Origin of the sequence: Sphingomonas sp. (assembly GCF_051962185.1) — a bacterium.
In the GTDB taxonomy this organism is placed as follows: Bacteria; Pseudomonadota; Alphaproteobacteria; order Sphingomonadales; family Sphingomonadaceae; genus Sphingomonas.
In genome coordinates this window covers 1-24,801 of record NZ_JBQCCN010000068.1, presented here as the reverse complement: position 1 = coordinate 24,801, position 24,801 = coordinate 1, and the positions used below count along the sequence as shown (strand labels likewise).

Here is a 24,801-nt window from a genome sequence, read left to right as displayed (position 1 = left end):
GGATCCGCAGGGATGCTGGATCTTGGACAAGAGGTTCCGTGGACTTCCCGTGAGGCAGAGCAGACCCCGGCACAAGGCCAGGGTGACAATCGAGTTGGAGCGGCCTTGCACGTTCCTGCCAGGCTGCGCGAATGGTGGCGAGCTGTCCTTGGCAAGCTCTTGCACCTCCGCTCACCCCAACGCCCGCACCGCCTCCAGCACCTGCTCGGCATGGCCCGGCACCTTCACCTTGCGCCATACCCTGGCGAGCTTGCCCGATGCGTCGAACAGCCAGGTCGAGCGGTCGATGCCCATATATTCCCGTCCGTAGAGCACTTTCGGCACCCAGGCGCCGAACGCCTCGATCACCGCTTGCTCGTCGCTCGCGAGGGGCACGGCCAGGGTGTATTTGTCGGCGAACTTGCGATGCTTGGCCGGCGTGTCCTTCGATACGCCCAGCACCTCCGCTCCCGCCTTGCGGAAATCGGCCAGCAGCGCGCTGAAGTCCTGCGCCTCGCGGGTGCAGCCGGCGGTGTCGTCCTTGGGATAGAAATAGAGCACCAGCGGCTTGCCCGCATAATCGCGCAGGTTGACCGTCGTGCCCTCGGGCGTCGTCAACGCGGCGTCGGGCAGCGCGTCACCGACCTCAAGTCCCGCCATGTGTCTCTCCACTGACCGATTGCCAAACCTGCGCGACCTCCTGCCGCGTCGCGGTGAAGCGCGCAACCAGCGCGTCCCAATGCTCGGCGCCGAGCGCGCGCACGATCAACTCGCGGGTGGGCGGCGACGGCGGTTCGTTGTCGGGCGCGACCAGCCGCAGCAACACCAGCAGTCGGGTGAGGAAGCGATAATCTTCCGCCAGCGCCGAGGGCACGATCCCCTCGCGCGCAAGCGCCGCGATCGCCGGGTCGAGGTCGGGAACGATCGCGACGCCGGGATGCGACAATTGCGCGACGTGTACCGCGAATTCGAGATCGACCAGCCCGCCGGGCAGCAATTTCGCATCGAGGCTTCCCTGCGGCGGCTTGTGACGCGCCATCTCGGCGCGCATCTCGACCGCGTCGGCGACCAGCTTGCGAGTGTCGCGCGCGGCCGCCAGCACCGAATCGATCACCGCGGTCACCTCGCGCCGCGCCGCCGCCGAGCCGAACACGGCGCGCGCGCGCGTCAGCGCCATATGCTCCCAGGTCCAGGCGTCCTCGCGCTGATAGCGGGCAAACCCGTCCAGTGAGACGACCAACGGCCCCTGCGCGCCCGATGGCCTGAGCCGAGTGTCGATCTCGTACAGCGCCCCGGCCGCGGTCGGCACCGACAGCGCCGCGCTCAGTCGCTGCGCGAGGCGGTTGTAATAATGGACCGCGCCGAGCGGTTTGGCGCCATCGGATTCGGCGGCGAAATCGCCGGTGAAGAGATAGATCAGGTCGAGGTCCGACGCATGGGTCAGCGCGCCGCCGCCGAGGCGGCCAAGCGCGAGGATGACGAGTTCGCTGTCGGGCACGCTGCCATGCGCGCGGGCGAATTCGGCGACCGTGGCCGCGCCAAGCACCTCGACTGCCGCCCCGGCGACGCGGGCATAGCCATGCGCGATCTCGAGCGGGTCGCTGGTGCCGGCGACGAGTTGCGCGCCGAGCGCGAAGCGCTTTTCGCCGACGACCAGGCGGACGCGCTGCAACGCCGCTTCGTAATCGTCCCCCGCCTCGCCCGACCACATCTCCGCCGCCAGCGCAGCAACGTCGCCGACCGGGGCAAGCGCGGTCGCGTCGATCAATCCGTCGAGCAAGGCCGGGCGGCGGCCCAGCGCGCCGGCGAGCGGCGGCGCGTGACTGAGGATCGCCGCCATCAATTGTCCCAATTGCGGCCGCGCCTCGATCAGCCGGAAGAAATTGATCGCGCTCGGCAGCCGCGAGAGCATGGTGTCGAGCTGGATCAACGCCGCGCGCGGATCGGGCGCCTGGCCGAGCGCCGCCATCAATCCGGGCAGCACCGCTTCGAGCGCTTGGCGCGCGGCAGGGCTGCGCAATGCCGAATAGGAGCCGCCGCGCCAGCGGTCGACCAGTTGCGCGGCGGTGGCGCTGTCGCCGAAGCCCAGTCGTTCGAGCTGCGCCGCCAGGCTATCGGGATCGCTCGACAGCGCCGCCTCGTCGCGCGGATCGAGCGAATCGTAGATCCGGCCGACGCGCGCGACATGCGGCTCGATCATCGCGAGCAGCGCCGCGCTATCCTGGAAACCCGCCAGCCGGCTGACGCCGTCGAGCGCTTCGGGCGCGCGGGGCAGCGAGTGGGTCTGGCGATCGTCGATCATCTGCAAGCGATGCTCGACAGTACGCAGCGCGACATAGCCCGCCTTCAGCGCCGCGGTCTCCTCGGTCTCGATCCGGTCGGCGGCGGCGAGACGATCGAGCGCGTCCATAGTTGCCGGCGCCCTTAGCGAGGGATCGCGGCCGCCATGGATCAGCTGATGAATCTGGGTGAAGAACTCGACTTCGCGAATGCCGCCGCGCCCGCGCTTGAGGTCGTAGCCGGGGCCGAAGGTCTGGCCCTGGGCGTGGTGGTCGCGGATCCGCCGCGTGATTTCGCGAATCTCGCCGACCGCGCCGAAATCGACCGCACGCCGCCAGACGAACGGCCGGATCGCGTCGAGGAAAAGCTGGCCCAAAGCGATATCCCCGGCGCAGGCGCGCGCGCGGATGAAGGCGGCACGCTCCCATGGCAGCGCCTGGCTCTCGTAATAGGAGATCGCGGCTTCGACCGGCAGCGCGATCGGCGTGGCCTCAGGCGAAGGCCGCAACCGCAAGTCGACACGCAACACATAGCCCTCGCCATCGCGCGCCTGAAGCAATTCGACCACGCGCCGTGCGACCCGCACCGCGGCTTCGACCGGCTCTTCGCGGGCGCGATGCGGCAGGGTCGCCGGGTCGAACAGCAGGATCGGATCGATGTCGGACGAATAATTGAGCTCGTGGCTGCCTTGCTTGCCGAGCGCCATCGCGACGAAGCCGATCGGCTCGGCATCGGGCGCTCGCTCGCGGATCGCGGTGCGGATCGCGAGGTCGAGCGCGCGATCGGCGAAATCGGTCAGGCGCTGCGTCACCCCGACCAGGTCGAGCGCGCCGGCGAGATCGGCGATCGCGACAATCAGCGCCTCGCGTCGCCGCGCCCGGCGCAACGCGACACCGACCGGCAGGTCGGGATCGATCGCCGTCGGGCCGGGCACCTCGCCGCGCGCCAGCCGCTGGGCAAGGTCGGGCTGTTGTTCGAGCGCGAGACGCAGAAACGGCGCGTGCGCCTCGGCGCGAGCGATGGCGTCGACGAAGGATTGCACGGTCACGCGACCTGCCTAGACCAGTCCGTCGCACCCGCCAATTCGTGGCAGGAAAGCCACAATTTGATCCAGATCAGTTAAAACCACGACAAAGCGGCAACAAATTGTGGCAATCGACGTTCTAGGCTCCATGAGCCCGCCCAGTCCGCATAGTCAGGCCGCGCAATCGGACGGCCGCCACGCCGTGCGCCGTCCGCGGGAAAGCGACGGCGTGGGCAATGCGCTGCGCCAGATTTTCGCCGGCGCGCCGGCGCTGCCGAGCGATCTGACGTCGTTGCTGCGCCAATTGCCGAAGGACTAGGCGGCGATTTCCTACTGGGAACGCATGATAAGGTGAACCGGTCGGTGTTCCCAGGAAAGCAGGAACCCAGGACCACGAGCGTTTTTCCGATCGGGCCCTTTTGGCTCCTGCTTTCGCAGGAGCACTCGAGCAATCTCAACAATCAGATCTGATCATCGCCCTCATGATCCTCGTCGCCTTCATCGGGCGCGGGGCTATGATCGCCGCTGAGGTCGTCGACCTCGTCCATGATCGAATCGAGCGCGGTCCGGCCGGGATGATCGGGGGCGTCGCGGCGCGAGGTCAGCTGGCCGCCGCTCAGGATCGCCTCGAGCGCGACGCGGCCGCGCGCGACGCGGCTCTTGATCGTGCCGACCGCGACCTGGCAAATCTCTGCCGCTTCCTCATACGCGAAGCCGCCGGCGCCGACCAGGATCAGCGCCTCGCGCTGCGGCTGCGGCAAGTGAAGGAGCGCCCGCTGCATGTCGCCCAGTTCGACATGCTTGTCCTGGCTGGCCGGCGCGGCGAGGATGCGATCGGCGACCAGATCGTCCCACTCGCCCTTGAAGCGCGCGCGACGCATCTGGCTGAGATAGAGATTGCGCAGGATGATGAAGGTCCAGGCCCGCATGTTGGTCCCGGCCTGGAACCGCTTGCGCGCCGCCCACGCCTTCAACAGCGTTTCCTGGACGAGGTCGTCGGCGAGATCGCGGCTACCCGACAACGAGCGGCCGAACGCGCGCAGGTGCGGGATGACCTGGGCCAGTTGTTCCTTGAACTCCGGATCCGACAAGGCGACGTGCTCGGTCGGTTCCCCCTTTTCGTCCACGGTCGCGGTTTGTGTGTTGGTCATGGAACTCCGTCGAACGTGGGGGCCATTGGTACGCGGCCTGGAGGATACATAAGATGGTGCGGGGGCCAAGGCCAAGCGCGCCGCTCTCATTGATGGAACAGCACCGGACCCCAAACGATCAGCGATAGGATCACGACCGCGAGGATCAGCGAAATACCGAGAACGTAGCGCACGATACCCGGCGTCTCGCCGGCCCGTGCATGGTCGGCATCGGTATGGACCGAGGCCTCTGGGGGTTCTGGATCAACCATATCGCCAAAACGCGCCAATCCCGTTTTGGCTCCGTAACCGATGGAACTTTGAATATTTTAGCGTGCCGCCAGAAACTTAGGCCGGAAAAATGCGCGCGGCGGCGCCCAGATCGGGCACCGCCGGCGACAGATGGCATTGCAAGCGCGGCGAAGCGCTCAGGCCGGCACGGTCGATTCGTCGAAGAACAGCGCCTGGCTTATCGCCGCCTTCACCGTCGAGCGCTGGAACGGCTTGGTGATCAGGAAGGTCGGCTCCGGCCGCTCGCCGGTCAGCAATCGCTCCGGGAAAGCGGTGATGAAGATGACCGGCACCTGGAATTCGGCGAGGATGTCCTTGACCGCGTCGATCCCCGAACTGTCGTCGGCGAGCTGGATATCGGCCAGCACCAGGCCGGGACGATCGGCCAGCGCCGCGGCGACCGCCTCGTCACGCGTGACGGCGACGCCGGTGACGTCGTGGCCCAGGTCGCGGACGATCGTCTCGATATCCATCGCGATGATCGGCTCGTCCTCGATGATCAGCACGCGCGAGCGCGTCTGCTTCTCGATCTCGGCGAGCGCGTTGGCGACCAGCTTTTCGACCTCGTCATTCTCGACGTCGATCAGATAGGCCGCGTCCTCGGTAGTGAAGCCCTCCATCGCGGTGAGCAACAGCGCCTGGCGCGACAGCGGCGTCATCCGCGCCAGTCGCGCCCGCGCGATCGCTTCCTGGTTGCTGATATCGCCAGCGGCCGACAGCGCCTCGCTCTCATCGGCATTGGCGCTCTGCCAGATTGCTTGGAACGTGCGATAGAGACCCAGCCGAGGATCGACATCGCGCGGGAATTCCTCGGGCGCGGCGACGATCGCTTCGAGCGTGGCGCGGACATAGCGGTCGCCATGTTCCTGGCTTCCCGTCAATGCCCGTCCGTAACGACGCAGGAAAGGCAGATGAGGGGCTAGCTGCTGACCGAGCGACATGGTTATTTCAATCTCCCCGAATGGATGCCGACCCTTGTGTGGGGGGCCGGCCTGGTGAATGCAACGAGACAAATTTTCTGTTCGCTAGTGGAACAATCGAGATCGTTTTTGGTTTCACCGCTATGATGACGCAATCCGAGCGTCGTGTACGGACCCCCTCTTGCGGGCCGTTTTCTTCTCCGGCATGGCCGGTTTGTATATGAGGGGGATTGCGTTGCAGCCTGGCCGGCCGTCGTCGAAACAGGGCAAGAAGTCCGACGACAAAGATGACAAGGGTAAGAAGGGCAAGGACGAAGCGATGGGCGCTGCCCTTCGCTCGGTCTATCATGCCGCTGCCAGCGAGCCCGTTCCCGATCAGATGCTCGATCTGCTGAACAAGCTGGGATAGCTCGTGGGCGGGTTGACCGCGGGAGAACGGGCCGCGGGAACGCTGGGGGCGCGACTGGCGCGCATGCCGACCGGCGCCAAGATCTTCATGATCCTCAGCGCGGCGCTGCTGCCGTTCGCGGTGATCGCCTTTTTCGCGACCTTGTCGACCACGCGTGAGGCGGGTCAGGAAGCCGCGTCGCAATTGCGCGTCGCGGCGCAGGAGAGCTCGCGCAACCTGTCAATCGAACTGGTCGGCGACATGACCGCGCTGACCTCGGCGACGAAGGCACTCGCGCTCGACCATGGCGACACGCCGAGCTGCGCGCGCGTGCAGGGCGTGTTCGCCCAGCAATCGACGACCGGCGCCGGCTTCATGATCCTCGACCGCCAGGGGCGGCTGTTGTGCGGAGCGCGGCTGCCGCTGGCGATGCCCGAGCCCAAGGCGGGCGACGGCTCGACGGTGCGTATCGTCCCCGACCAGGGGATCGTCCTGTCGATCGCCGATGCCGGCGGCGAAGTGCGCGGCGGCGCCTTTTTCCCCGTCGCTTTCCTGTCGGGACTGGCCAAGCCGAGCGGCTTTCCCTCTGATTACGAAGAGTCGCTGAGCACGCCCGCCAGCTCCGACCGGCTGGTGCTGCGATCGCTCAGGGCCGACAATCCGCTCGATCTCCACGTCCCGGTGCGCGCCGCGCTCGGCATCGGCAATCTGTCGGTCGAGATGCGGATGCGCACCAAGATGCTGACGTCGCCGATCCTGATCGCGCTGATCTTCCCGATCCTGATGTGGATCGCGGCCGCGGGAATCGCCTGGTTCGTGGTCGACCGGTTGCTGATCAAGCCGCTCAGGACGCTGCGCGCCAGCGTCGCCGCCTACCGTCCCGGCGAGGTGATCGACCCGGCGGTGGTGCGATCGCTCCCGGCGCAAGAAATCCGCGAGCTCGGCGAAACCTTCCGCTCGCTGAGCCGCACCCTGATTCTCCACGAGGCCGGCCTCGCCGAAGGGCTGGTCCGCCAGACCCGGCTGACGCGAGAGGTCCATCACCGCGTCAAGAACAACCTCCAGGTCATCTCCAGCCTGATCAACCTGCATTCGCGCGGCGCGGAAGCGGCGGAAGCGGCGCGCGCCTATTCGTCGATCCAGCGCCGCGTCGACGCGCTGGCGGTGGTCCATCGCCACCATTTCGCAGAGATGGAGGACAATCGCGGACTGAGCCTGCGCTCGGTGATCGGCGAGCTCGCGTCCAACATTCGCGCGACCAGCCCGGAAAATTCCGGCCTGTCGATCCTGCTCGACGTCGAGCCCTGGCTGGTGACCCAGGACATCGCCATCGCGGTGGCGTTCCTGCTGACCGAGATCATCGAATTGGCGATCGGCATTTCCCCCGGCACCCAGATCCATATCTCGATGCGTCAGGGCGAAGCGCCCGGGACGGCGATCCTGCGGGTCAGTTCGCCGGCGCTGATCGACGGCGACACGCTGGCCGGCGCGCTGGGGCGCCGCTACGCCCGCGTGATCGAGGGCCTGTCGCGCCAGTTGCGCGCGCCGCTCCATCATGACCTGTTGGCCGGGTCGTACGAGATCGCGATCCCCGTTTCGGGGCGCGACTAAAAAATTTTCACGCCCTCGCATTTTTTTGGGAACAACCGCGCAAAAGGCGCGTTTGGGTCTTCGGATAGCGACCTTATGCCCCCCCGCTCTCGCTATCCATGACATAGGCCCGGAAGCGTCAACCCCTCCCCCCCCGGTGGCGCTTCCGGGCCTAAATATATCTAGTCCGTGGGGATTTTCACCTTATGAAAGGCGCCCGGCCAATCCTCGCGATTGGCTCATCGGTGCGCGACGCCGTTTTCGGGGACGCGCGAAAAACGTTCGGGAGGTTTCTTCACATGCGGATCATCATCGGTCTGACGCTCGCCGCGGGCGCGCTCGCCCTGGCCGGCTGCAACACGATTTCGGGCATCGGCAAGGACGTCAGCTCGGTTGGCAGCACGGTGTCCAAGACCGCCGACAAGCACAAATAGGACAGGCCGGAAGGACGCCCGGCGCCTCCGGTTCTCAGATGATGCCGGTGTCCGGCTCCGGCCGTGGAGCACGCGCGCGTCGGCGATGGGTCAGCCAGATCGCGACCAGCGTCAGGACATAGAGCCCGACCAGAGGGAGCGCGAGGATGATCATCGACCCGGCGTCGGGCGGTGCCAGGAACAGCGCGATCGCGAAACAGCCGAGGATCGCGTAGCGCCATGCTCGCACCAGTTGCTGGAGCGTGACGATCCCGGCGCGCTCGACCAGCATCAGCAGCACCGGCATCAGGAACGCGACGCCGAATCCGAACAGGAATTGCATGACGAAGCCGAGATAGGCGTCCATCGAGGGCAAGGCTTCCTGTTGCACGCCGCCGACGTCGCTCTGATAGCTCAACAGGAAATGCAGCGCGGCGGGGATCGCCATGTAATAGGCCATCGCGCAGCCGATCGCGAACAGTACCGGAGTCGCCAGCAGGAACGGCAGCAGCGCGCGCTTTTCCTTGCGATACAGGCCGGGCGAGACGAATTGCCACAATTGATTGGCGATCACCGGAAAGGCGAGGATCAGCGCCGCGAAGAACGCCACCTTGAGCTGGACGAAAAAGGCCTCGAACGGCTGGGTGTAGATCAGCTTGGTCTGGCCGGCGAGCTTGAGCGGATGGACCAGCACGCCGAAGATCGTCCGGGCGAAATACAGGCAGATACCGAACAGCACGGCCAGCGAGCCCAGGCTGATCAGCAGCCGCTTGCGCAGTTCGATCAGATGATCGAGCAGCGGCGCGCGGCTGGCGTCGATATCGTCCTCGTCGCTCATCGCCTCACTCGCCCGGCGTTTCGCTGGCCGCCGCTTTGGGCCGGCGCGCGCGCGGCTTGGGCGTCGCGGCCTCGACCGTGTCGAGCGAGGTCGTCCTAGCGGCGGCCTTGGCGCGCGGCTTGCGCGGCTTGGGAGCCACGGGCGCCTGCGTGACCGGTGCCGGCTCGGGCTCCGGGGTAACGATCGGCTGCTCGACCATCACCGGCGCGGAATCGCCGATATCGGACGCGTCCTGGGCCTTGGGCGCCATCAGCGCGGCCATGTCCACGGTCTGCGGAAATTCGCGCATGATGCGTTCGTTTTCCGCTTTCCACTTCTTTTCCATCTCCGCGAATTCGGCCTCGCGGATCATGTCGTCGAAGCCCGAGCGGAATTGGCGCGCCAGGCCGCGCGCGCGCCCGACCCATTGCCCCGCGAGGCGCATCGCGCGCGGCAAGTCCTTGGGCGGAATGACGAGCAGCGCCACCGCCCCCAATACCAGCAATTCGGTTGGGGCTATGTCCAGGATCACCGCCGGATACCTCTCCGGCGGCTTTTAGCGTTCAGCGTCGCGGGCGCGTTCCGCGGTGACATCGACCGTCGGATCGGTCTGGCGCTTGGCCTCGATCCGGCTCGGCGGAACGACGTCGTCATCTTCCGCCATGCCCTTCTTGAACTGCTTGATGCCTTTCGCAACGTCACCCATCATGCTGGAAAAGCGCCCGCCGCCCAGCACCAAGATCGCGATCACGCCAAAAATCAGCCAGTGCGTGATGCCGAAACCACCCATTACTCAATCTCCTCGCGGGAATGGACCCTATCTAATCGTCTTCGGGTCCATTTGCCACTTCTTCGTCGTCGCTCTCGCCACTTATCGTCAGCTCGGCCATCGCCAGGTCGATCGGATCGAGCAGTCCGGCGGCACGCAGGTCGTCGATGCCGGGCAGATCGCGGCGGCTGGCGAGCCCGAAATGCGTGAGGAATTCAGCGGTGGTCGCATTCATCAGCGGCCGGCCCGGCGTCTCACGGCGGCCGGCCGGCCGCGCCCAGCCCGCCTCCATCAGCACGTCGAGCGTGCCCTTGCTGATCTGGACGCCGCGGATCGCTTCGATCTCGGCGCGCGTCACCGGCTCGTGATAGGCGATGATCGCCAGCGTCTCGATCGCCGCGCGCGACAATTTGCGTGGTTCCTCGCGGTCGCGGCGCAGCAGGTGCGCGAGGTCGCCCGCGGTCTGGAAATGCCAGCGGTCGCCGCGCCGGACCAGTTCGATACCGCGCCCGGCATAATGATCGGCGATGCGATCGAGCGCGCCGCGCACGTCGACCTCCTCGCCGACGTGCGCGCGGATCATGTCGAGCGTCAGCGGCTCCTCGGCGGCGAACAGCACCGCCTCGACCGCGCGAGCGGGATCGTCGGGATCGATCGTCATGCCGTCGCCTTCAGATAGAGCGGCGCGAATGGCGATTTCTGGCGCAATTCGGCCTTGCCCATCCGGGCGAGCTCGAGCGCGGCGACGAAGCTGGAGGCGAGCGCCGATTTGCGGAACGGACCGTCGAGGCTGTCGGGCAGGAAACTCTCGATCGTCGCCCAGTCGATCTGCTCGCCGAGCAGCCGCGACACGCGTTCGAGCGCGGCGTCGAGCGTCATGACCGGGCGTTCGTGGACGACGTGGAAGACCGGCCGGTTGCGCGCATTGACCTGACCATAAGCGGCGATCAGGTCGTAGATCTCGGCTTGCCATTGCGCCTTGCGCACGGTGCGCAATCCCTCGGGCGTCGCGCGGCGGAAGACGTCGCGCCCGAGCCGGTCGCGCGCGAGCAACCGGGCGCCGGCGTCGCGCATCGCGTTCAGCCGCTCGAGCCGCATCTGCAGGAGCAACGCCAGATCCTCGGGGCTCGGCTCGATCTCGGGATCGCGCGGCAGCAGCAGCGCCGATTTGAGATAGGCGAGCCATGCCGCCATCACGAGATAATCGGCCGCGACCTCGAGCTTCAGCGTGCGGGCATGCTCGATATAGGAGAGATATTGCTCGACCAGTTGCAGGATGGAGATCTGCTTCAAATCGACCTTTTGCGACCGCGCGAGCGCCAGCAGCAGATCGAGCGGACCTTCCCAGCCCTCGATGTCGAGCGTCAGCGTGTCCTCGGCGGCGTCCATTGGGCGCACCTTAGGCATAGACGTCGGGGATGCGAAAGACGGGCGCCGGGTGCGATTGTGGATAACGATGCCCGACACCCCAACCGTCATCCCGGGCTTGTCCCGGGATCCGCCGTGCCGCGAGTCATCCCCGTCGTAACCCAGAGTCATGACGGGCGCCCCGGCAGACCCCGGCACGAGGCCGGGGTGACGATGGAATGTTGGCGGTGAATCGGCGCCCCGTGGATGTGAAGCCTCACGCCAGCGCCAGCAACTCGTCCCTCTTGGCGATCAACTCCGCGAAATCCCCCTGCGGCTTGACCCCCTTCACCGTTGCCATCGCGCGATCGAGCCGTTCGAGCGATTTGGCCGGCATGTCGTTGAGCAAGGTCGCGATCTCGCGCATCTCGTCCATCCGCCCCCAGCAATCGAGCACCACGTCGCATCCCGCGGCGATCGCCCCCGCCGCCTTCTCGCCCGCGGTGCCCGACAACGCCTTCATGTCGATATCGTCGGTCATCAGCAGGCCGTCGAAGCCGATCTTGCCGCGGATGACCTGCTCGACGATCACCGGCGACAGGGTCGCGGGGCGTTCGGCGTCCCAGGTCTGGAACACGATGTGGCTGGTCATCCCCATCGGCGCATCGGCCAGGCGGCGGAAGGGTTCGAGATCGATCTCCAGCTCTTCCTCCGCCGCGGTGACGGTCGGCAGATGGAAATGCGTATCGACCTTGGCGCGGCCGTGGCCGGGCATGTGCTTGACGACGCCGACTACGCCGCCGGCGCGCAGCCCCTCCATGATCGCCTTGCCCATCGCGCCGACGCGCATCGGCTCGTGCCCCAATGCGCGGATGGTGATTGCCTCGGTCGTGTCGGGCTGGCTCACGTCGAGCAACGGCCAGCAATCGACATTGACTCCGACCTCCGCCAGCATCAGCGCGGTCGCCAGCGCATTGACCCGCGCCGCCTCGATCGCGCTCATCGGCGCGACGTCATACAGCTTGTCGAACTCCGGGCCGGCAGGGAATTGCGGCCATTCGGGCGGTTGCATCCGCTGCACCCTGCCGCCTTCCTGGTCGATGAGGATCGGCAGGTCGTCACGGCCCGACAGATCGCGCAGGCTGTCGGTCAGCGCACGTACCTGCTCGCGGGTCTCAATGTTGCGTTTGAACAATATGTACCCCACCGGATCCGCGTCCTTGTAGAAAGAGCGTTCGTCGTCGGTGAGAGCGAGGCCGGACAGGCCGAAGATCACGGGCTTCATGGCGGTGCTTCTACTGGCAGCGGTTCAGCATTCAAGATGAGCGCGGGAACTGGTGCCCGCTTGGGAAGCAAGATCTTACCCTCCCTGTGGGAAGGTGAGGACGGGTATAGGGCTTAGCGCTGCCCTCACCCTTCCGCCGCCTTCGGCGCTCCCTCCCTCTCCCGACGGGAGAGGGAATCCAGGGGTCCGCCATCGGGCAAACAAAAGGCCGGGGTTTACCCGGCCTTCCGCTTCGCATTTCTGCGGAATTGAACGCACTCAGTTCGTGACGATGCACGCCTCGCCCGCGACCTTGAGCTTGCCGCACAATTCCTGCGCCGCCGCCGCGCTGCCGGCATTGACCTTGAGGCGGTAGAAAGTGCGGCCGTTGACTTCGGCCTTCTCGACCGACTTGCCGAGATTGGCGATGTAATTGAAGCGCTTCGATTCTCGCGCCCAGGCCGCATTCGCGCCCGCCTCGCTGGGGAAAGCGCCGAGCTGGACCAGCGCCCCGCCACCGCCGCCATTGGCGACCGGGACCGGCTTGCCCGGGGGCGGCGCGACGAGTCTGCCGGCGGGGCCGGTGACGCTGGCGCTGGCGCTCGAGCTGCCCGGCCCGGTCTTGCCCGACGGCGCCGCCCTGGTGCCAGCCACCGGCGCTTCGGGCAGGTTGGTCACCGCGATCTGGCTGTTGCCGCTGCCGTTACCGCCGCTCGCGGCGACAGAGGCATCGCCCTCGCCCTCGACCTTGAGGCCACCGGGATTGTCGGGCTTGACCTTGTAATCGCCTTCCTGCGCGGCGATCAGGTCGCCATTGCCGGGCGTGGGCGCACGATGCTTCCACCAATAGACGCCGCCGAGCACCGCGCCGAGCGCGACCAGCCCGAGCAGGACGAGTCCGACCAGGCGACCGAGCGCCGGCCCCTCATCCTCGTCGTCCGAAGCGGTCTCCAGCCAGGGCAGCCGATCCTCATCGTCGACGGCGCCGGTCGCGGGCCCGGATGCCGGCACGGCGTCCGACGCCAGATATTCGTCCTCTTCGCCCGCCATTAGTTCATCTCCTGGACGGCCTCGACCCCCATGATGGCGAGACCATTGCGGACAATCTGCCCGATCGCATCGCCGAGGAAAAGCCGCGCGCAGGTCAGCTCGGGCTGGTCCGGAATCAGGTAACGGCGGTCCGGGCGATCGTTTCCGACATTCCATTGCGCGTGAAACTCGGCCGCCAAGTCATAGAGATAAAAGGCGATCCTGTGCGGCTCGCGCGCCGCCGCCGCGGTCTCGACGACGCGCGGGAACTGCGCCGCGAGCTTCACCAGCCGCAGATCCTCCGTATCAAGCTGGGACAGGTCGACGCTCTTGCATTCGATCCCGGCCGCCGCCGCGCGCCGCTTCAGCGACGCGACTCGCGCATGGGCGTATTGGACATAGAACACCGGATTGTCCTTCGACGCTTCGACCACCTTGGCGAAATCGAAGTCCATCTGGGCATCGGCCTTGCGCGTCAGCATGGTGAAGCGGACGACGTCCTTGCCGACTTCTCGCACGACATCGGCGAGCGTGACGAAATTGCCGGCGCGCTTCGACATCTTGACCGGCTCGCCGCCGCGCAGCAGCCGCACCATCTGCACGAGCTTGACGTCGAACCGCGTCTTGCCGCCGGTCAGCGCCTGCACTGCGGCGACGATCCGCTTGACCGTACCGGCATGGTCGGCGCCCCAGATGTCGATCAGCGCGTCGGCGGTTTGCGCCTTCTGCCAATGATAGGCGAGGTCGGCGCCGAAATAGGTCCAGCTGCCGTCCGACTTCTTGATCGGCCGGTCCTGATCGTCGCCGAATTGCGACGAGCGGAACAGCGGCAGTTCGACCGGCTCCCAATCCTCGGGTGTCTCCCCTTTGGGCGCCTCCAGCATGCCGTCGTAGACCAGGCCCCGGGCGCGCAATTCCTTTTCCGCCGCGTCGGGCTTTTTCGCCGCCTGCAACTCCGCCTCGGACGAGAACAGGTCGTGATGGATGCCGAGCAGGGCGAGGTCGTCCTTGATCAGCTGCAGCATCTGCGCGACCGCGACCTTGCGGAACAGCGCCAGCCACTCGCTCTCGGGCGCGCCGACGAACTTGTCGCCGAATTCCTGCGCGAGCGCCTGCCCGACCGGCACCAGATAGTCGCCCGGGTACAAACCTTCCGGAATCTCGCCGATATCCTCGCCGAGCGCCTCGCGGTAGCGCAGGTGCGCCGAACGCGCGAGCACATCGACCTGGCCGCCGGCGTCGTTGACATAATATTCGCGGATGACCTTGTAGCCGCCCCATTCGAGCAGTGCCGCGAGCGCATCGCCCACCACCGCGCCGCGGCAATGGCCCATGTGCATCGGCCCGGTCGGATTGGCCGAGACATATTCGACGTTAACCGTCTGACCCTGCCCGCGCGTCGAGCGGCCGTAATCGTCGCCGCCATCGATGATCGCGGCGAGCTCGTTGCGCCAGGTGTCGTCGGTCAGCGTCATGTTGATGAAGCCCGGCCCCGCCACCGCGACGCTCGCCACTTCGTCGAGCTTGCCGAGCTCGGCCGCGATCTTCTCGGCCAAGGCGCGCGGATTGGTCGCGGCGGGCTTGGCCAGCACCATCGCGGCATTGGTCGCGAGATCGCCATGGCTGGCGTCGCGCGGCGGCTCGACCGTCACCGCACCTCGCGCCAGTCCGCTCGGCAAGTCGCCGGTCGCGGTCAGGGCATCGAGCGCCGCATCGATATGCGCGGCAAAGCGGGTGTAGAGGGTCATTCCTGCGTCCAACGATTGAGGAGAAGGCGCGCCCTTAGACCAAGCGCGCGAAGCGTTCAAATTTGGGGGCGTGAGGCAGACGCGATTGCCAACCGTCGCGAAATTGTCGATCCCTGCGCCATGAGCGAACCCAAGTCGTTTAACGACCTAATCGTGGCCACAGCCTATCAGAAGAAGGCCGCGGCCGAGGCGAGGCGCCATCCCGATCCGACCGCCGAAAAGCCACGTGACGCCATCATCGCGGGACTAACGCTCGTTGCCGATAATCTTGCTCAGGAAGGATTCGTCCTCTGGCCCAATCGCCTGAAGTTGTCGCGCAAGGATGGCGATTTGAGGTTCGAGATCGCCATTCAATCGGACCGCAACAACGTTGCCGGACGACTGGCGTCGATCCGGGTCCACGCGGGCATTTATTCCAAAAAGGTGACTGCCTGGAGGCGTCGACATGCGAGCTACTGGATCCAACCGACTGCCCCCTTCCCCCTGCCGTTTTTCGGCAACCAAATCGGATATTTCGGCAAGCCTTCGGGCTGGTTGGACTGGGACTTCGCCGATCCGATCGAGCGACCCGCGGTAGCCGAAGATTTGACGCGGACGATCCGCGATCGGGTATTGCCCGTCTTCGCCGCTTTCGACGGCACTCCCGAAGATGTCGCCGCACTTGCTCATCGCGATTGGACGCTGCCCGAACTCATGCTCAACGGAATTCTGATTTGGCTACTGGCAAACGGTCAACAGCCGCTGGCACAGCAAACCTTGCTTCGGTATCTTGCTGACCGACCCGAGGTCCGCGCGGATTTCGACAGGCTGATATCGGTGTTCGCGACGGAAGGCCTGCCCGAATTTCGGAGCCTCTCGACGCCCGACATCGCCGCATTTGCAGTGGCAACGGGCTTCCCATGGATCGAAACCTAGCACATCCATCGGCGCTGCAATTGACTGTGTGACATTATATCATTAAGTGCCCGGTCATGCCCGATTCCACCAAGGCCATCAACGATCCCGCGCATTGGGATTCGCTCGCCGAACGCTATGCCGACGAGGCCGATCGCATGACCGGCCTGTATTGCGAGACGGCTTGGCAACTCGCCGCTCTGCCGCCCGGCGCGCGCGTGCTCGACGTCGCCACCGGCGCGGGCGCGTTGCTCGCGATCGCCTTGCGAGAGGGCGCCGATGCGATCGGGATCGACTTCTCGCCAGGCATGGTGCGCGTGGCTCAGGAACGCGCCGCCGCGATCCGCCCCGGCGAACGCGCGCTGGTGATGGACGGCCAGGCCCTCACCCTCCCCGACGCCAGCTTCGACGCCGCTTTCTCGATGTTCGGCGTGTTCATGTTCCCCGACCCGATCGCTGGCTTCGCCGAGATCGCGCGCGTGCTGCGGCCGGGCGGGCTGGCGGTGGTCGCGGTATGGGAGAATGCGGGCGGCGCCGGGCCCGCGCAATTGTTTCAGGAAGCGGCGCGACGGCTGTTTCCCGATCGCCCGGTGCCGACGCCGATGACGCGCTTGCTCAACACGCCGGCGCTGCTCGACGAGGCGTTCCGCGAAGTCGGTCTGGACCTGAATGCGGTGCATGAAGTGGCTCACGCCTGGCCGGCGGCCCCGGTCGAGTGGTTCCGAGAGAATGCCAAGCTCGCGTTCGGCTGGTCGCCCTTGTGGCGCGATCTAGACGATGCGCAGCGCGAGGCGTTCGCCGAGGAAGCCGCCGCGCTGGCGCTCGCCCTGCCGCCCGAAGGCATCCGGTCGACCGCGTTGATCGGCATGGCGCGCAAACCGGGCTAGGCGCGTCAGGCTCAATCACCCGGCACGATATAGCTGAACTCGACCAGATAGACGTTCGTGCCCTTGCCGTGCCTGGCGACCTTGAGCAGGTCGACGACGCCTTCGAACCCCGAGCGGCGCGCAAGATCGCCCGTCACGTCCTGAAGCGCGATCTCGCGGATCGACTCGATCAGGATGCGGCCTTCCTCCATCGGATAGGTGTGGCCGACCTTGACGCGCGGGCTCTGCCAGATGCGGATGCTGCAGGTGATCCGACCCGAGCGGACGCCGTCGCGAAGGCGCTTGGTGAACATCATCGGCGGTATCTTACCGGTCGATCCGGTCGGATTAAACCACGCTTCCCGGCGAAGGCCGGGGCCTAGTTTCGTAACACCGAGAGGGTATCCCGTCGCTGTGAATGCGTGGCGACTGGGCCCCGGCCTTCGCCGGGGAGGGGCTCTATGGATGGAGTTTGGAAATGCGGCGGAGGGAGTCGCCGGGGGTGACTCTCCCTCCGTTGTCCGCCCCGTCGCCGGGACGGAATTATGCGCGCGCCAGGCCGGCCACCGGCTTCGCGCCCTTGGTATCGGGAAACAGCGTCGCCATCACCTTGCCCGGCTCGGCATGATAGTGGCTCGCCACCGCGCCCGCGACGAACTGGTCGAGCCCGAGCGTCGGCTTCAAGTCGCGACCGTCGAACAACGCACTCTGCCCCAGCCCCGGCCAGTCGGCCATCACGCGCCCGCCGGCGACCGCGCCGCCGACCAGCATCGCCGCCGATCCGGTGCCGTGGTCGGTGCCACCGGTGCCATTGACCGCGACGGTGCGGCCGAATTCGGTCGCGACCAGAATCATCGTGTCGTTCCACGCCGGGCCCAGCCCCGTCTTGAGGCTGGCCAGCATCGCGTCGAGTCCCTTGAGCTGAGCCGCAGACCGGCCGCGTTGTCCGACATGCGTGTCCCAGCCGCCGGTCTCGATCATCGCGATCCGTGCCCCATTCGCCGGCGCGAGCAGCCGGGCGGCGAGCTGGCCGGTCGCCGCCGCGTTCTTGACGCTGACGTCGGTGAGGTCGCCGGTCAGCTGGCGCGTGTCCATCGCCTCGTTCCACAGGCCATGGAGCTGGCTGTCGCCCTGATAGAGCGCGGCGACCCGCGTCATCAGATCGTCCGAGGCCTGGGGCAGCGCCGAGGGCGCGTAGCTGGTCACTTCATGCGCACCGCGCAGCGCCAGCGGGATGGTCGCCGATATCGCGATCGCCTTGGCCTCGCCCGACGGGATGACGCCGAGCATGCGGTTCATCCAGCCGTCCTTGACCTGATAGGCGCCTAACCCACCGCTCTCGAGCACGTTCTGCCCATCGAAATGCGACCGGTCGCGATAGGGCGAGGCGACGGCATGGGCGAACAATGCCTCTTTCGCATCGTACAGGCCAGCGAGCGACGTCATCGCCGGGTGCAGCGCGAAGGTCGTGTCGAGCTTCTTCGCGGTCGAGAAATCCTCCGCCAGCTGGCCGCGCGCGCCGGCGAAGGCGGGATCGCCGACCGCGCCGACCATGCCGAGCCCGTCGGCGGCGCCGCGCTGGATGATGAAGACGAAACGGCGGTCGGTCTCCGCCCTGGCGAAGGCCATGCGGGGCGCCAGCGCAAGCGCCGCGGCGCCCGCCGAATTGATCAGGAAAGAGCGGCGATCGTACATCATTACCTCCGCAGCATTTCGGGCGAGACGAGCAGCAAGGCGAGCGCCTGGCCCGGGCTTTCCGCCCGCGCCAGGGCCTGCGCCGTTGCGGGCGTCAGCGTGCCCGGGAAGAGCTTGGGGGCCAGCGCGCGGGCATCGATCTGCGCGCCAGCGCGGGTGGCGAAGCGTTCGGACGCCTCGACCCGGCGGACCAGGGCATCGGGCCCAGCCCAGCTCGCGGCGATGTCGTCATAGCCGGCCGGCGATCCCGGCTTCCAGGTCGGTTGCCCGAGCTGATTGAGCAGACCGACGGCGGCGAGCGGTTGGACCTGTTTCGTGCCCAGCGCACGATAGGTCGACACTGTCCATTCCCAGGGCGATTTGAACTTGACCGGTTGCGCCACCCAGCATTCGGGACTGTCGATCAGCACGCGATACAGGCTCGGCAAGTCGCCACCGGTCTCGAGGAAGCTGCCTTGAAGCCGCTGGACCAGCGCGGGCGCCGGCGTGTCGCCGGCGAAGTGGCGAGCGAGCTTGGTCGCGACATGCGTCGCGGTCGCCGGACTGGTCGCCAGCGTATCGAGCACCGCTTGCGCCTGTTTCTCGCCATCCTGCGCGTAGCTGCGTCCCACGAGGGTTCGGGTGCCGGGCTCGTGCAGCCGCTCGGCGAAGACGAAATCGCCCGGCGTTCCATCGGCACCGGCGAACCGAGCGCCCGGGCCGCGACCGATGCCGCTGACCGTCCAGCCGGTCAGCGCCCGGGCAAATTCGGTGACATCGGCCTGGGTATAGCCGGTGCGCACGCCGAGCGTGTGGAGCTCCATGATCTCGCGTGCGAGATTCTCGTTGAGCCCGAGCTTCTGCCCATTGGGACGCGGCCGTCGCGCGGCCAGCTGGCCGGCCATGGAATTGGGTCCGATCGACACCGCCTGGTCGAGAAACAGCAGCATCGCCGGATGCCGTTCGACCGCGTTCAGCATGTCGCCGAACCGGCCCATCAGATGCGGACGAATTGCCTCGAACTCGAGCAGGCCGGACAGACCGATGACCTGGAGCTTGTCGGCCGACACCGCGAAGTGATTGGCCCAGAAATGCGTCAGGCGATCGGCGAAGGGCGTGGCGCTGGTCAGCGCGGCGTCGACGCGCGCGCCGACCGCGACGGCATAATCGTCGCGCACCTGGCGGCCGACGAAGCGCCGCGCCTCCTTGAGCGGGTCGCCGGCGGCGGGATCGGGCTTGGCGCCGGGTTCGGGCGTCCCGGGCGGGATGACTGCCGCGGTCGGCCGCATCGCCATGTCCGTCGCCATGCCGGGCTGGCTTGGCGGCATCGGCGCGGTCGCCGCGCGCTGTTGCTGCTTGCGGCCGAGCCCCATCTGACGAAGCTGGCGCTGCTGCTGGTAGAAATCGGCGAGTTCGCCAGCGATCTTTTCGCGCGGCGGCACCGCGGCGATCGCCGCCGGTTTCGGATCGAACGCCTCGATCTGGTGCTTCAGCCACGCCTTGGGACTGTCGGGAATAGCCTCGTCGGGTCGGGCGCCCAGCCCGAAGCGATTGAGCGCGATGCTGGCATCGGTCGCCGCCATTGGCGCTTCACTCCTGTTCGCGATGCGGTCTAGCCCGCATTTGTCGCAATATTATCCCAGCACCAACGCGCGAGCTCCCGCATACCCTTCGCGCAGCTGACGAACATTTCTTTGCAATCGCGATTTATGCTGCGGTGCAATATATACCTGGTCAACGTCCCCAACCCATTTAGCACAAAGGCAAAAATCATGTTCAGCCTGTTCCAGCTCCTCGCCATCGCCGCGCGTGCCACGACCACTGCCCAGAACGATCGTCCCGCCGGGTCCGAGCGCTGACACGGCATTGCAATACGACGGCGGAACGCTGATCCGCTGGCTTAAATACCGCTCTTGCGCCGCAACCAGCGAGCGCTCATCGACTCGCGTGGGCCTCAGAAGCCCTCGGGCAAGTCGATCGGCCCGACAACTTCGCGGTACCGCGCGATCGCATAGCGATCGGTCATCCCAGCGATGAAGTCGGCAATGTGCCGGCTGAACCACGGTTCCTCGGCCGGCAATCGCGTCGGCCAGTCCCCCGGCATCAACGACGGGTCCGCGTGATAAGCGGCGAAGAGGCCGGCCACGACATGCCGGGCCGACTCCGCCGCCGCCAATTGCCGCGGATGGTGGTAGAGATTTGCGTACATGAAGCGTTTCAGCCCGCGCTCGTCCTCACGCATCCGCCCGGAAAAGGCGATCATCGCCCTGCCCGCGTCGCGCACCTCGTCCGCTGACCGGACACCCGCCTCCGCGATCGCACGGCGACTGGTGTCGATCAGGTCCATCACCATCCCGCCGATCTGACCGCGGATCAGCTCGCTCACCAGGCGATCGGGCGGCACATCGGCGAAGCGGGCGCGGCACTCGTCCCATCGCGCGGCGATCATCGGCAAGGCAAGCAATTGGTCGAGCGTCAGCAGCCCGGCGCGCAGCCCGTCGTCGATGTCGTGATTGTCGTAAGCGATGTCGTCGGCGATCGCCGCGACTTGCGCCTCGAGACTGGAATGCGTGTCGAGCTCGAGGGGAAATTGGTCGTCGGCGCGCGCCAGCGCCCATTGCGGATCGTGGATCGGCCCGTTGTGCTTGGCCAGGCCCTCCAGCGTCTCCCAGGTCAGGTTGAGCCCGGGGAAACGCGGATAGGGGCTGTCGATCTCGGTCAGTGTGCGCAGCGTATTGCCGTTATGGTCGAACCCGCCCTGCCCCGCCAGCGCCGCCTCGAGCGCATCCTCGCCGGCATGGCCGAACGGCGGATGGCCGATGTCGTGCGCCAGGCACAAGGCCTCGGTCAGATCCTCGTTGAGCCCCAGCGCGCGCGCGACGGTGCGGCCGATCTGCGCGACTTCCAGGCTATGGGTAAGGCGAACGCGGAAATGGTCGCCGTCGGGCGCGAGGACCACCTGAGTTTTGTGGCGCAGGCGGCGAAAGCTGATCGAATGGATGATGCGGTCGCGGTCGCGCTGAAAGGCATCGCGCGGTCCTCGCGCCGTCGTCTCGGGTTCGGGATAGAGCCGCCCGCGGCTGTCGGCGGGATGCGAGGCGTAGGGAGCAAGCGTCTGGCTCATCGCGGCCGGCTGTAGCGGCGAGCGATCGGGAAATCTAACCGATACTTGCTACGAAAGTCGTCACATATCCACGCTTCCCCGGCGAAGGCGGGGCTCCAATTTCGCGCAAATCGAGAGTATCGACTTACGTCTCGAGCACCATGGCGATTGGACTCCGGCTTTCGCCGGGGAAACGTAAAATCGCCAAGCTCGATTAGCTGACGGACGGTAGGAATTCGCCGACGAGCGAAGCGACTATTTCCCGCCCAGCCGGTCGACCTTCTGCCCCTTGGCGCTGGTGAAGACGAAGCCCGACAGGCCCGCCTTGCCGAGCTTGTTGACGAAGTCCTGCGCCTCTTCCTCGGTCTTGAACGGGCCGGTCAGCACGCGGTTGGTCGCGCGCAACGGGGTCGACCAGCCCTGGCGGCCGCGAAACAGGTCGGGCGCTTTGGCCTTGACCGCATTCCAGGCCTTTTCGAGCGTGTCCTCATTGGCGCCGCCCGCCACCTGGACCCAGATCCGCGCCGACTCGCCTTTGGTCGCGCTATCCTTGCCGCTTTTGGCATCCTTCGTGTCGACCGTCTCGCATTTGGTCGACGCCTTGCCGCGCGCGGTCGTCTTGCTGCGCGTCGCTACCGGAGCGGCCTTGCCGCGCGTGCCCTCCTTGCCCTTGGCCGACGGCAACGGACAGCCGTTCTTGTCGAGCGCGACCGCCTCGTCCTTCGCGGTGCGCGCGTCCCTGGCGTCGGGGGTCTCGCAGCGGGTGGCGGACTTGCCTCTGGCCGTCGTCTTGCCGCGCGTAGCCTTGCCTTTGGTCAGCGGCGGACAATCATTCTGGTCGAGCGCGGCGGTCTCGTCCTTCGACGGCCGGCCATTCTTGGTGTCGGCGGTCTCGCATTTCGTGACCGATCTGCCCCGGGTCGTCGTCCTGCCGCGCGGCACAGTCCTGCCCTTGGCGAGCGGCGGGCAACCGTTGGCATCGAGCGCGGCGCCCTCGTCCTTCGCCGCCTTGGTGTCGGTTGCCGACTTGCCATTGCGGCCCTTGGCGTCGTTCGCGCCGGCCTTCGCCGTCAAGGTCGCGGCCGCCCTGCCGGTCTTCGTATCCCCGGCATCCGCGAGCTCTTCCTTCGAGGTCTTGCGGACGATCGTCTTCGGCTCCTCAGCCGCGCGCGCCTTGGGCTCGGACGCGGGCTCGACCGGTTTCGGAGCCGGCGGCGGCGGAGGCGCGGCGCGCGTCGGCATCGGCGCGACGCCGAGCTCGGACCCCGGGACCGAAATGCCGGCGATGATCTTGGCGAGCACCGTATCCTCGCTGACGCGCGAGGTCGCGGTCTGCGGGACACCAGCTTCGGCCGCGCTCGGCCGATCGACCACGCCGCCCTCGGGGAGCGTGGAGCGGAAGCCCGGCGCGGGCACCGAAACGGTGTTGGCGGCGACCTCGGTCGGTGCCGGTGTCGGTGTCGGCGCAGGCGGAGGCGATGCCGGCGCGGGTGCCGGCGTCGGCCGCGGCGTCTCGGCGACCCTGACCGGCGGCGGTACCGGAGTCGGCGCGGGCGTCGAGCGCGGCACCGGCGCCGGGGTGACGACGCGCGCCGGCAGAGGGCTCGGCGCCGGGGTCGGCGCCGGGCGCGGCGCCACGTAGCGCGGCGGGTTCATCGCCACCTCTACGGGTGCAGGAGCCGGCGCGGGGACCGGTACTGCCGGCGCAAGACCTTCGTCCTTGTGCCGCTTCTTGCGGCCCTTGCTCTCGTCCACGACGGCGCGCGGCTTGGCCGGCTCGGCGGCGGCGAGCACCTTGGGCGCGGTCGGATCGGGACCGAGCCGCGGCAGCGCCGGGACCATCCGCGCATCGGCGATCCGCTCCGGCGTCGCGCGCAACTCGCCGAAATTGACCGCGAAGGCGCGATCGGTGGGCGACAGGCTGGGCAGGCGCTCGAAGAACGGCGCGAGTCCCGCGCCGAGTCCCGGCGACATCATCGAATCGGCAATCTTCTGCGCACCGCCAGGATCGCCGTTCATCGCCAGGACGAAGGCGCGGTCGCGCCATGCCGCACGGTCGCTGCGCCGGAGCAACGGGTCGAGCAGGTCGAGCGCTTCCTTCTTGCGCCCGGAAATGGCCATCGACAGCGCGTAGCGCCGCGTGATCTCGTCGTTCGGCGCCACCCGGAGCGCGAGGCGATAGTCGCGTTGCGCCCGTTCCTGCTCTCCGATCAGATCGTAAGCGAGACCGCGATCGCCGGCATAATTGCGCGGATCGAGCCCGCGCGCCTCGGCTTCCTGGAACCGGCGCAAGGCTTCGCCGGGCCGCTCGGCGCGCACCAGCAAGCTGCCCATCCCCGCCTTGACCCGCGGATTGAGCGGATCGAGCTTTTGGGCGCGGCCGAAAAAGCCGGCCGCGGCGGTATTGTCGCCCATCCTCAAGGTGATTTCGCCGGCGGTGATCAGCGCTTCGATATCGAGCGGGTTGGCGGCGAGTAGCCGCATATCGGCCGCGAGCGCGTCGGCGTCGCGATTTTCATCCGCGGTCTGGGCAAAAGCATGCCCGCCGCTCATCGCGACGACGACGGCGGCAAGGCCAATAAGGCGGCGAAATATCATATCGGCATCAGCCTAGACCGGTCAGCGGCTGAACGGGAAATGATCCAGCTATGCACGAGCGGCGAGACGGGGCGCGGCGGCGACGAACGCCGCCGACGCCCCGCAATTCGGCTTACTGGTTGTTCTGGCGGTGCAGGAAACGCGGGATGTCGAGCGCTTCCTTGCCCTCACCTTCGTCGCCGTCGTTGCGCGAGCCGCCGCGCGCGACGCTCTGCATACGCTCGAACAAGGTTCCGCCCAGCTTCATCCGCGGCGCCGGCGGTGCATCCTCCTCGCTGCCGGCGGAAATCGACGGAGCCTCTTCGGCGCTCTCGCCCGGCGACAGCCAGCCTGGCGTCTCGGCGGCGGGTGCTTCCGCGGCCGGCGCTTCATATTCGCTCGGCACCGAAGGCGCGTCGACCGCCGCCTCGTTGCCCAGCACGAGTTCGTCGGCTTCGTCGGTCGGCTGTGCGTCATCGTCGATCGCGGCGGCCGGTTCGAGCGACAGCGGCTCGGCCTCGGGTTCGGGCGACGCCGCCTCTTCAGGCTGCGGGGCCGGCGCGACCGGCGAAACCGGGACCGCGGATTCGGTCTTGCGGCCGAAGCTGAACGCGCGCGTGGCCGGCTCAGCGGCGGCTGCGGCCACCGCCGAGCTGTCCGCCTCTATACCGGTCGCGACCACCGACACGCGGATCTTG

The 24,801-nt window shown here is 67.2% G+C and carries 24 protein-coding genes and 1 pseudogene; 6 read left to right on the top strand and 19 right to left on the bottom strand.

The features are described 5' to 3' along the window. Nucleotides 1–171: 171 nt before the first annotated feature. A complete protein-coding gene (locus ACTHJR_RS04415; RefSeq protein WP_440521910.1) occupies nucleotides 172–639 on the bottom strand; it encodes a peroxiredoxin in 468 nt (155 codons plus the stop codon). Next, entirely contained in the window at nucleotides 626–3,307 is a 2,682-nt protein-coding gene (locus ACTHJR_RS04410; protein WP_440521909.1) for a bifunctional [glutamine synthetase] adenylyltransferase/[glutamine synthetase]-adenylyl-L-tyrosine phosphorylase, read from the bottom strand. The genes ACTHJR_RS04415 and ACTHJR_RS04410 overlap by 14 nt, the downstream gene beginning before the upstream one ends. 124 nt (nucleotides 3,308–3,431) lie before the next feature. Here ACTHJR_RS04410 and ACTHJR_RS04405 point away from each other — a divergent pair, with 124 nt between their 5' ends. Next, nucleotides 3,432–3,602 carry a hypothetical protein gene (locus ACTHJR_RS04405; protein WP_440521908.1) on the top strand — a complete coding sequence of 57 codons (171 nt, stop codon included), beginning with the start codon at nucleotides 3,432–3,434 and terminating at the stop codon, nucleotides 3,600–3,602. 142 nt (nucleotides 3,603–3,744) lie between these two features. On the opposite strand, the gene ACTHJR_RS04400 is transcribed toward ACTHJR_RS04405, so the two are convergent. The 3 genes from ACTHJR_RS04400 to ACTHJR_RS04390 all read right to left on the bottom strand — a co-directional run bounded on the left by ACTHJR_RS04400 (nucleotide 3,745) and on the right by ACTHJR_RS04390 (nucleotide 5,645). Then, nucleotides 3,745–4,434 (bottom strand): sigma-70 family RNA polymerase sigma factor, encoded by a 690-nt coding sequence (locus ACTHJR_RS04400; protein WP_440521907.1) that lies wholly within the window; start codon nucleotides 4,432–4,434, stop codon nucleotides 3,745–3,747. An 86-nt stretch (nucleotides 4,435–4,520) separates the two neighbouring features. Next, nucleotides 4,521–4,685 (bottom strand): hypothetical protein, encoded by a 165-nt coding sequence (locus tag ACTHJR_RS04395; protein ID WP_440521906.1) that lies wholly within the window; start codon nucleotides 4,683–4,685, stop codon nucleotides 4,521–4,523. A 156-nt stretch (nucleotides 4,686–4,841) separates the two neighbouring features. Then, on the bottom strand, nucleotides 4,842–5,645 hold the full coding sequence (locus tag ACTHJR_RS04390) for a response regulator (RefSeq protein ID WP_440521905.1): 804 nt from the start codon (nucleotides 5,643–5,645) through the stop codon (nucleotides 4,842–4,844). A 184-nt stretch (nucleotides 5,646–5,829) separates the two neighbouring features. Between ACTHJR_RS04390 and ACTHJR_RS04385 the strand changes: the two genes are divergently transcribed. The 3 genes from ACTHJR_RS04385 to ACTHJR_RS04375 all read left to right on the top strand — a co-directional run bounded on the left by ACTHJR_RS04385 (nucleotide 5,830) and on the right by ACTHJR_RS04375 (nucleotide 8,036). After that, nucleotides 5,830–6,033, top strand: coding sequence for a NepR family anti-sigma factor (locus ACTHJR_RS04385; RefSeq protein WP_440521904.1), 204 nt, complete (start codon nucleotides 5,830–5,832; stop codon nucleotides 6,031–6,033). Nucleotides 6,034–6,036: 3 nt separating this feature from the next. After that, on the top strand, nucleotides 6,037–7,623 hold the full coding sequence (locus ACTHJR_RS04380) for a sensor histidine kinase (RefSeq protein ID WP_440521903.1): 1,587 nt from the start codon (nucleotides 6,037–6,039) through the stop codon (nucleotides 7,621–7,623). 278 nt (nucleotides 7,624–7,901) lie between these two features. After that, a complete protein-coding gene (locus tag ACTHJR_RS04375; protein ID WP_440521902.1) occupies nucleotides 7,902–8,036 on the top strand; it encodes an entericidin A/B family lipoprotein in 135 nt (44 codons plus the stop codon). Between the two features lie 34 nt (nucleotides 8,037–8,070). Here ACTHJR_RS04375 and tatC read toward each other — a convergent pair whose 3' ends face one another. From tatC to argS, 8 genes are all read right to left on the bottom strand, one after another. Continuing rightward, on the bottom strand, nucleotides 8,071–8,853 hold the full coding sequence (gene tatC, locus ACTHJR_RS04370; RefSeq protein WP_440521901.1) for a twin-arginine translocase subunit TatC: 783 nt from the start codon (nucleotides 8,851–8,853) through the stop codon (nucleotides 8,071–8,073). Between the two features lie 4 nt (nucleotides 8,854–8,857). After that, entirely contained in the window at nucleotides 8,858–9,364 is a 507-nt protein-coding gene (locus ACTHJR_RS04365; RefSeq protein WP_440521900.1) for a twin-arginine translocase subunit TatB, read from the bottom strand. Nucleotides 9,365–9,388: 24 nt separating this feature from the next. Further along, nucleotides 9,389–9,622: a twin-arginine translocase TatA/TatE family subunit gene (locus ACTHJR_RS04360; RefSeq protein ID WP_440521899.1), complete on the bottom strand. Its 234-nt coding sequence runs from the start codon at nucleotides 9,620–9,622 to the stop codon at nucleotides 9,389–9,391. Nucleotides 9,623–9,653: 31 nt separating this feature from the next. Further along, nucleotides 9,654–10,262: an SMC-Scp complex subunit ScpB gene (gene scpB / locus ACTHJR_RS04355; RefSeq protein WP_440521898.1), complete on the bottom strand. Its 609-nt coding sequence runs from the start codon at nucleotides 10,260–10,262 to the stop codon at nucleotides 9,654–9,656. Further along, nucleotides 10,259–10,990 (bottom strand): segregation and condensation protein A, encoded by a 732-nt coding sequence (locus ACTHJR_RS04350; protein ID WP_440521897.1) that lies wholly within the window; start codon nucleotides 10,988–10,990, stop codon nucleotides 10,259–10,261. The genes scpB and ACTHJR_RS04350 overlap by 4 nt, the downstream gene beginning before the upstream one ends. A 235-nt stretch (nucleotides 10,991–11,225) precedes the next feature. Further along, complete coding sequence (locus tag ACTHJR_RS04345; protein ID WP_440521896.1) at nucleotides 11,226–12,233, bottom strand: glycoside hydrolase family 3 N-terminal domain-containing protein; 1,008 nt, start codon at nucleotides 12,231–12,233, stop codon at nucleotides 11,226–11,228. A 258-nt stretch (nucleotides 12,234–12,491) separates the two neighbouring features. Then, entirely contained in the window at nucleotides 12,492–13,262 is a 771-nt protein-coding gene (locus ACTHJR_RS04340) for an SPOR domain-containing protein (RefSeq protein ID WP_440521895.1), read from the bottom strand. Beyond that, nucleotides 13,262–14,989 carry an arginine--tRNA ligase gene (gene argS / locus ACTHJR_RS04335; protein ID WP_440521894.1) on the bottom strand — a complete coding sequence of 576 codons (1,728 nt, stop codon included), beginning with the start codon at nucleotides 14,987–14,989 and terminating at the stop codon, nucleotides 13,262–13,264. Before argS ends, ACTHJR_RS04340 begins: the two co-directional genes overlap by 1 nt. Before the next feature lie 120 nt (nucleotides 14,990–15,109). Here argS and ACTHJR_RS04330 point away from each other — a divergent pair, with 120 nt between their 5' ends. Next, nucleotides 15,110–15,904, top strand: a complete 795-nt coding sequence (locus tag ACTHJR_RS04330) for a hypothetical protein (RefSeq protein ID WP_440521893.1) — start codon at nucleotides 15,110–15,112, stop codon at nucleotides 15,902–15,904. 56 nt (nucleotides 15,905–15,960) lie between these two features. Then, on the top strand, nucleotides 15,961–16,770 hold the full coding sequence (locus tag ACTHJR_RS04325; RefSeq protein WP_440521892.1) for a class I SAM-dependent methyltransferase: 810 nt from the start codon (nucleotides 15,961–15,963) through the stop codon (nucleotides 16,768–16,770). Between the two features lie 11 nt (nucleotides 16,771–16,781). Here ACTHJR_RS04325 and ACTHJR_RS04320 read toward each other — a convergent pair whose 3' ends face one another. From ACTHJR_RS04320 to ACTHJR_RS04295, 6 genes and pseudogenes are all read right to left on the bottom strand, one after another. After that, the gene (locus ACTHJR_RS04320) at nucleotides 16,782–17,066 is read right to left on the bottom strand and encodes a hypothetical protein (RefSeq protein ID WP_440521891.1); all 285 of its coding nucleotides are present in this window, start codon (nucleotides 17,064–17,066) and stop codon (nucleotides 16,782–16,784) included. 226 nt (nucleotides 17,067–17,292) lie between these two features. Continuing rightward, the gene (locus ACTHJR_RS04315) at nucleotides 17,293–18,444 is read right to left on the bottom strand and encodes a DUF1501 domain-containing protein (protein ID WP_440521921.1); all 1,152 of its coding nucleotides are present in this window, start codon (nucleotides 18,442–18,444) and stop codon (nucleotides 17,293–17,295) included. 2 nt (nucleotides 18,445–18,446) lie between these two features. Continuing rightward, nucleotides 18,447–20,006 (bottom strand): DUF1800 domain-containing protein, encoded by a 1,560-nt coding sequence (locus ACTHJR_RS04310; RefSeq protein WP_440521890.1) that lies wholly within the window; start codon nucleotides 20,004–20,006, stop codon nucleotides 18,447–18,449. A 371-nt stretch (nucleotides 20,007–20,377) separates the two neighbouring features. Then, complete coding sequence (locus ACTHJR_RS04305; RefSeq protein WP_440521889.1) at nucleotides 20,378–21,547, bottom strand: deoxyguanosinetriphosphate triphosphohydrolase; 1,170 nt, start codon at nucleotides 21,545–21,547, stop codon at nucleotides 20,378–20,380. A gap of 234 nt (nucleotides 21,548–21,781) precedes the next feature. Then, complete coding sequence (locus ACTHJR_RS04300; RefSeq protein WP_440521888.1) at nucleotides 21,782–24,079, bottom strand: SPOR domain-containing protein; 2,298 nt, start codon at nucleotides 24,077–24,079, stop codon at nucleotides 21,782–21,784. Between the two features lie 157 nt (nucleotides 24,080–24,236). Then, nucleotides 24,237–24,801 (bottom strand): annotated as a pseudogene (locus tag ACTHJR_RS04295) (cell division protein FtsZ); the annotation flags it as partial.

Bases quoted from the DNA above. Each gene is read 5' to 3' on its own strand.
- ACTHJR_RS04345 (WP_440521896.1), bottom strand. From the start codon at position 12,233: ATGAAGCCCGTGATCTTCGGCCTGTCCGGCCTCGCTCTCACCGACGAC.
- ACTHJR_RS04400 (WP_440521907.1), bottom strand. From the start codon at position 4,434: ATGACCAACACACAAACCGCGACCGTGGACGAAAAGGGGGAACCGACC.
- argS (WP_440521894.1), bottom strand. From the start codon at position 14,989: ATGACCCTCTACACCCGCTTTGCCGCGCATATCGATGCGGCGCTCGAT.
- ACTHJR_RS04325 (WP_440521892.1), top strand. From the start codon at position 15,961: ATGCCCGATTCCACCAAGGCCATCAACGATCCCGCGCATTGGGATTCG.
- ACTHJR_RS04360 (WP_440521899.1), bottom strand. From the start codon at position 9,622: ATGGGTGGTTTCGGCATCACGCACTGGCTGATTTTTGGCGTGATCGCG.
- ACTHJR_RS04385 (WP_440521904.1), top strand. From the start codon at position 5,830: ATGGCCGGTTTGTATATGAGGGGGATTGCGTTGCAGCCTGGCCGGCCG.
- ACTHJR_RS04330 (WP_440521893.1), top strand. From the start codon at position 15,110: ATGAGCGAACCCAAGTCGTTTAACGACCTAATCGTGGCCACAGCCTAT.
- ACTHJR_RS04310 (WP_440521890.1), bottom strand. From the start codon at position 20,006: ATGGCGGCGACCGATGCCAGCATCGCGCTCAATCGCTTCGGGCTGGGC.
- ACTHJR_RS04315 (WP_440521921.1), bottom strand. From the start codon at position 18,444: ATGTACGATCGCCGCTCTTTCCTGATCAATTCGGCGGGCGCCGCGGCG.
- ACTHJR_RS04320 (WP_440521891.1), bottom strand. From the start codon at position 17,066: ATGATGTTCACCAAGCGCCTTCGCGACGGCGTCCGCTCGGGTCGGATC.
- tatC (WP_440521901.1), bottom strand. From the start codon at position 8,853: ATGAGCGACGAGGACGATATCGACGCCAGCCGCGCGCCGCTGCTCGAT.
- ACTHJR_RS04350 (WP_440521897.1), bottom strand. From the start codon at position 10,990: ATGGACGCCGCCGAGGACACGCTGACGCTCGACATCGAGGGCTGGGAA.
- ACTHJR_RS04305 (WP_440521889.1), bottom strand. From the start codon at position 21,547: ATGAGCCAGACGCTTGCTCCCTACGCCTCGCATCCCGCCGACAGCCGC.
- ACTHJR_RS04415 (WP_440521910.1), bottom strand. From the start codon at position 639: ATGGCGGGACTTGAGGTCGGTGACGCGCTGCCCGACGCCGCGTTGACG.
- scpB (WP_440521898.1), bottom strand. From the start codon at position 10,262: ATGACGATCGATCCCGACGATCCCGCTCGCGCGGTCGAGGCGGTGCTG.
- ACTHJR_RS04340 (WP_440521895.1), bottom strand. From the start codon at position 13,262: ATGGCGGGCGAAGAGGACGAATATCTGGCGTCGGACGCCGTGCCGGCA.
- ACTHJR_RS04390 (WP_440521905.1), bottom strand. From the start codon at position 5,645: ATGTCGCTCGGTCAGCAGCTAGCCCCTCATCTGCCTTTCCTGCGTCGT.
- ACTHJR_RS04375 (WP_440521902.1), top strand. From the start codon at position 7,902: ATGCGGATCATCATCGGTCTGACGCTCGCCGCGGGCGCGCTCGCCCTG.
- ACTHJR_RS04300 (WP_440521888.1), bottom strand. From the start codon at position 24,079: ATGAGCGGCGGGCATGCTTTTGCCCAGACCGCGGATGAAAATCGCGAC.
- ACTHJR_RS04395 (WP_440521906.1), bottom strand. From the start codon at position 4,685: ATGGTTGATCCAGAACCCCCAGAGGCCTCGGTCCATACCGATGCCGAC.
- ACTHJR_RS04405 (WP_440521908.1), top strand. From the start codon at position 3,432: ATGAGCCCGCCCAGTCCGCATAGTCAGGCCGCGCAATCGGACGGCCGC.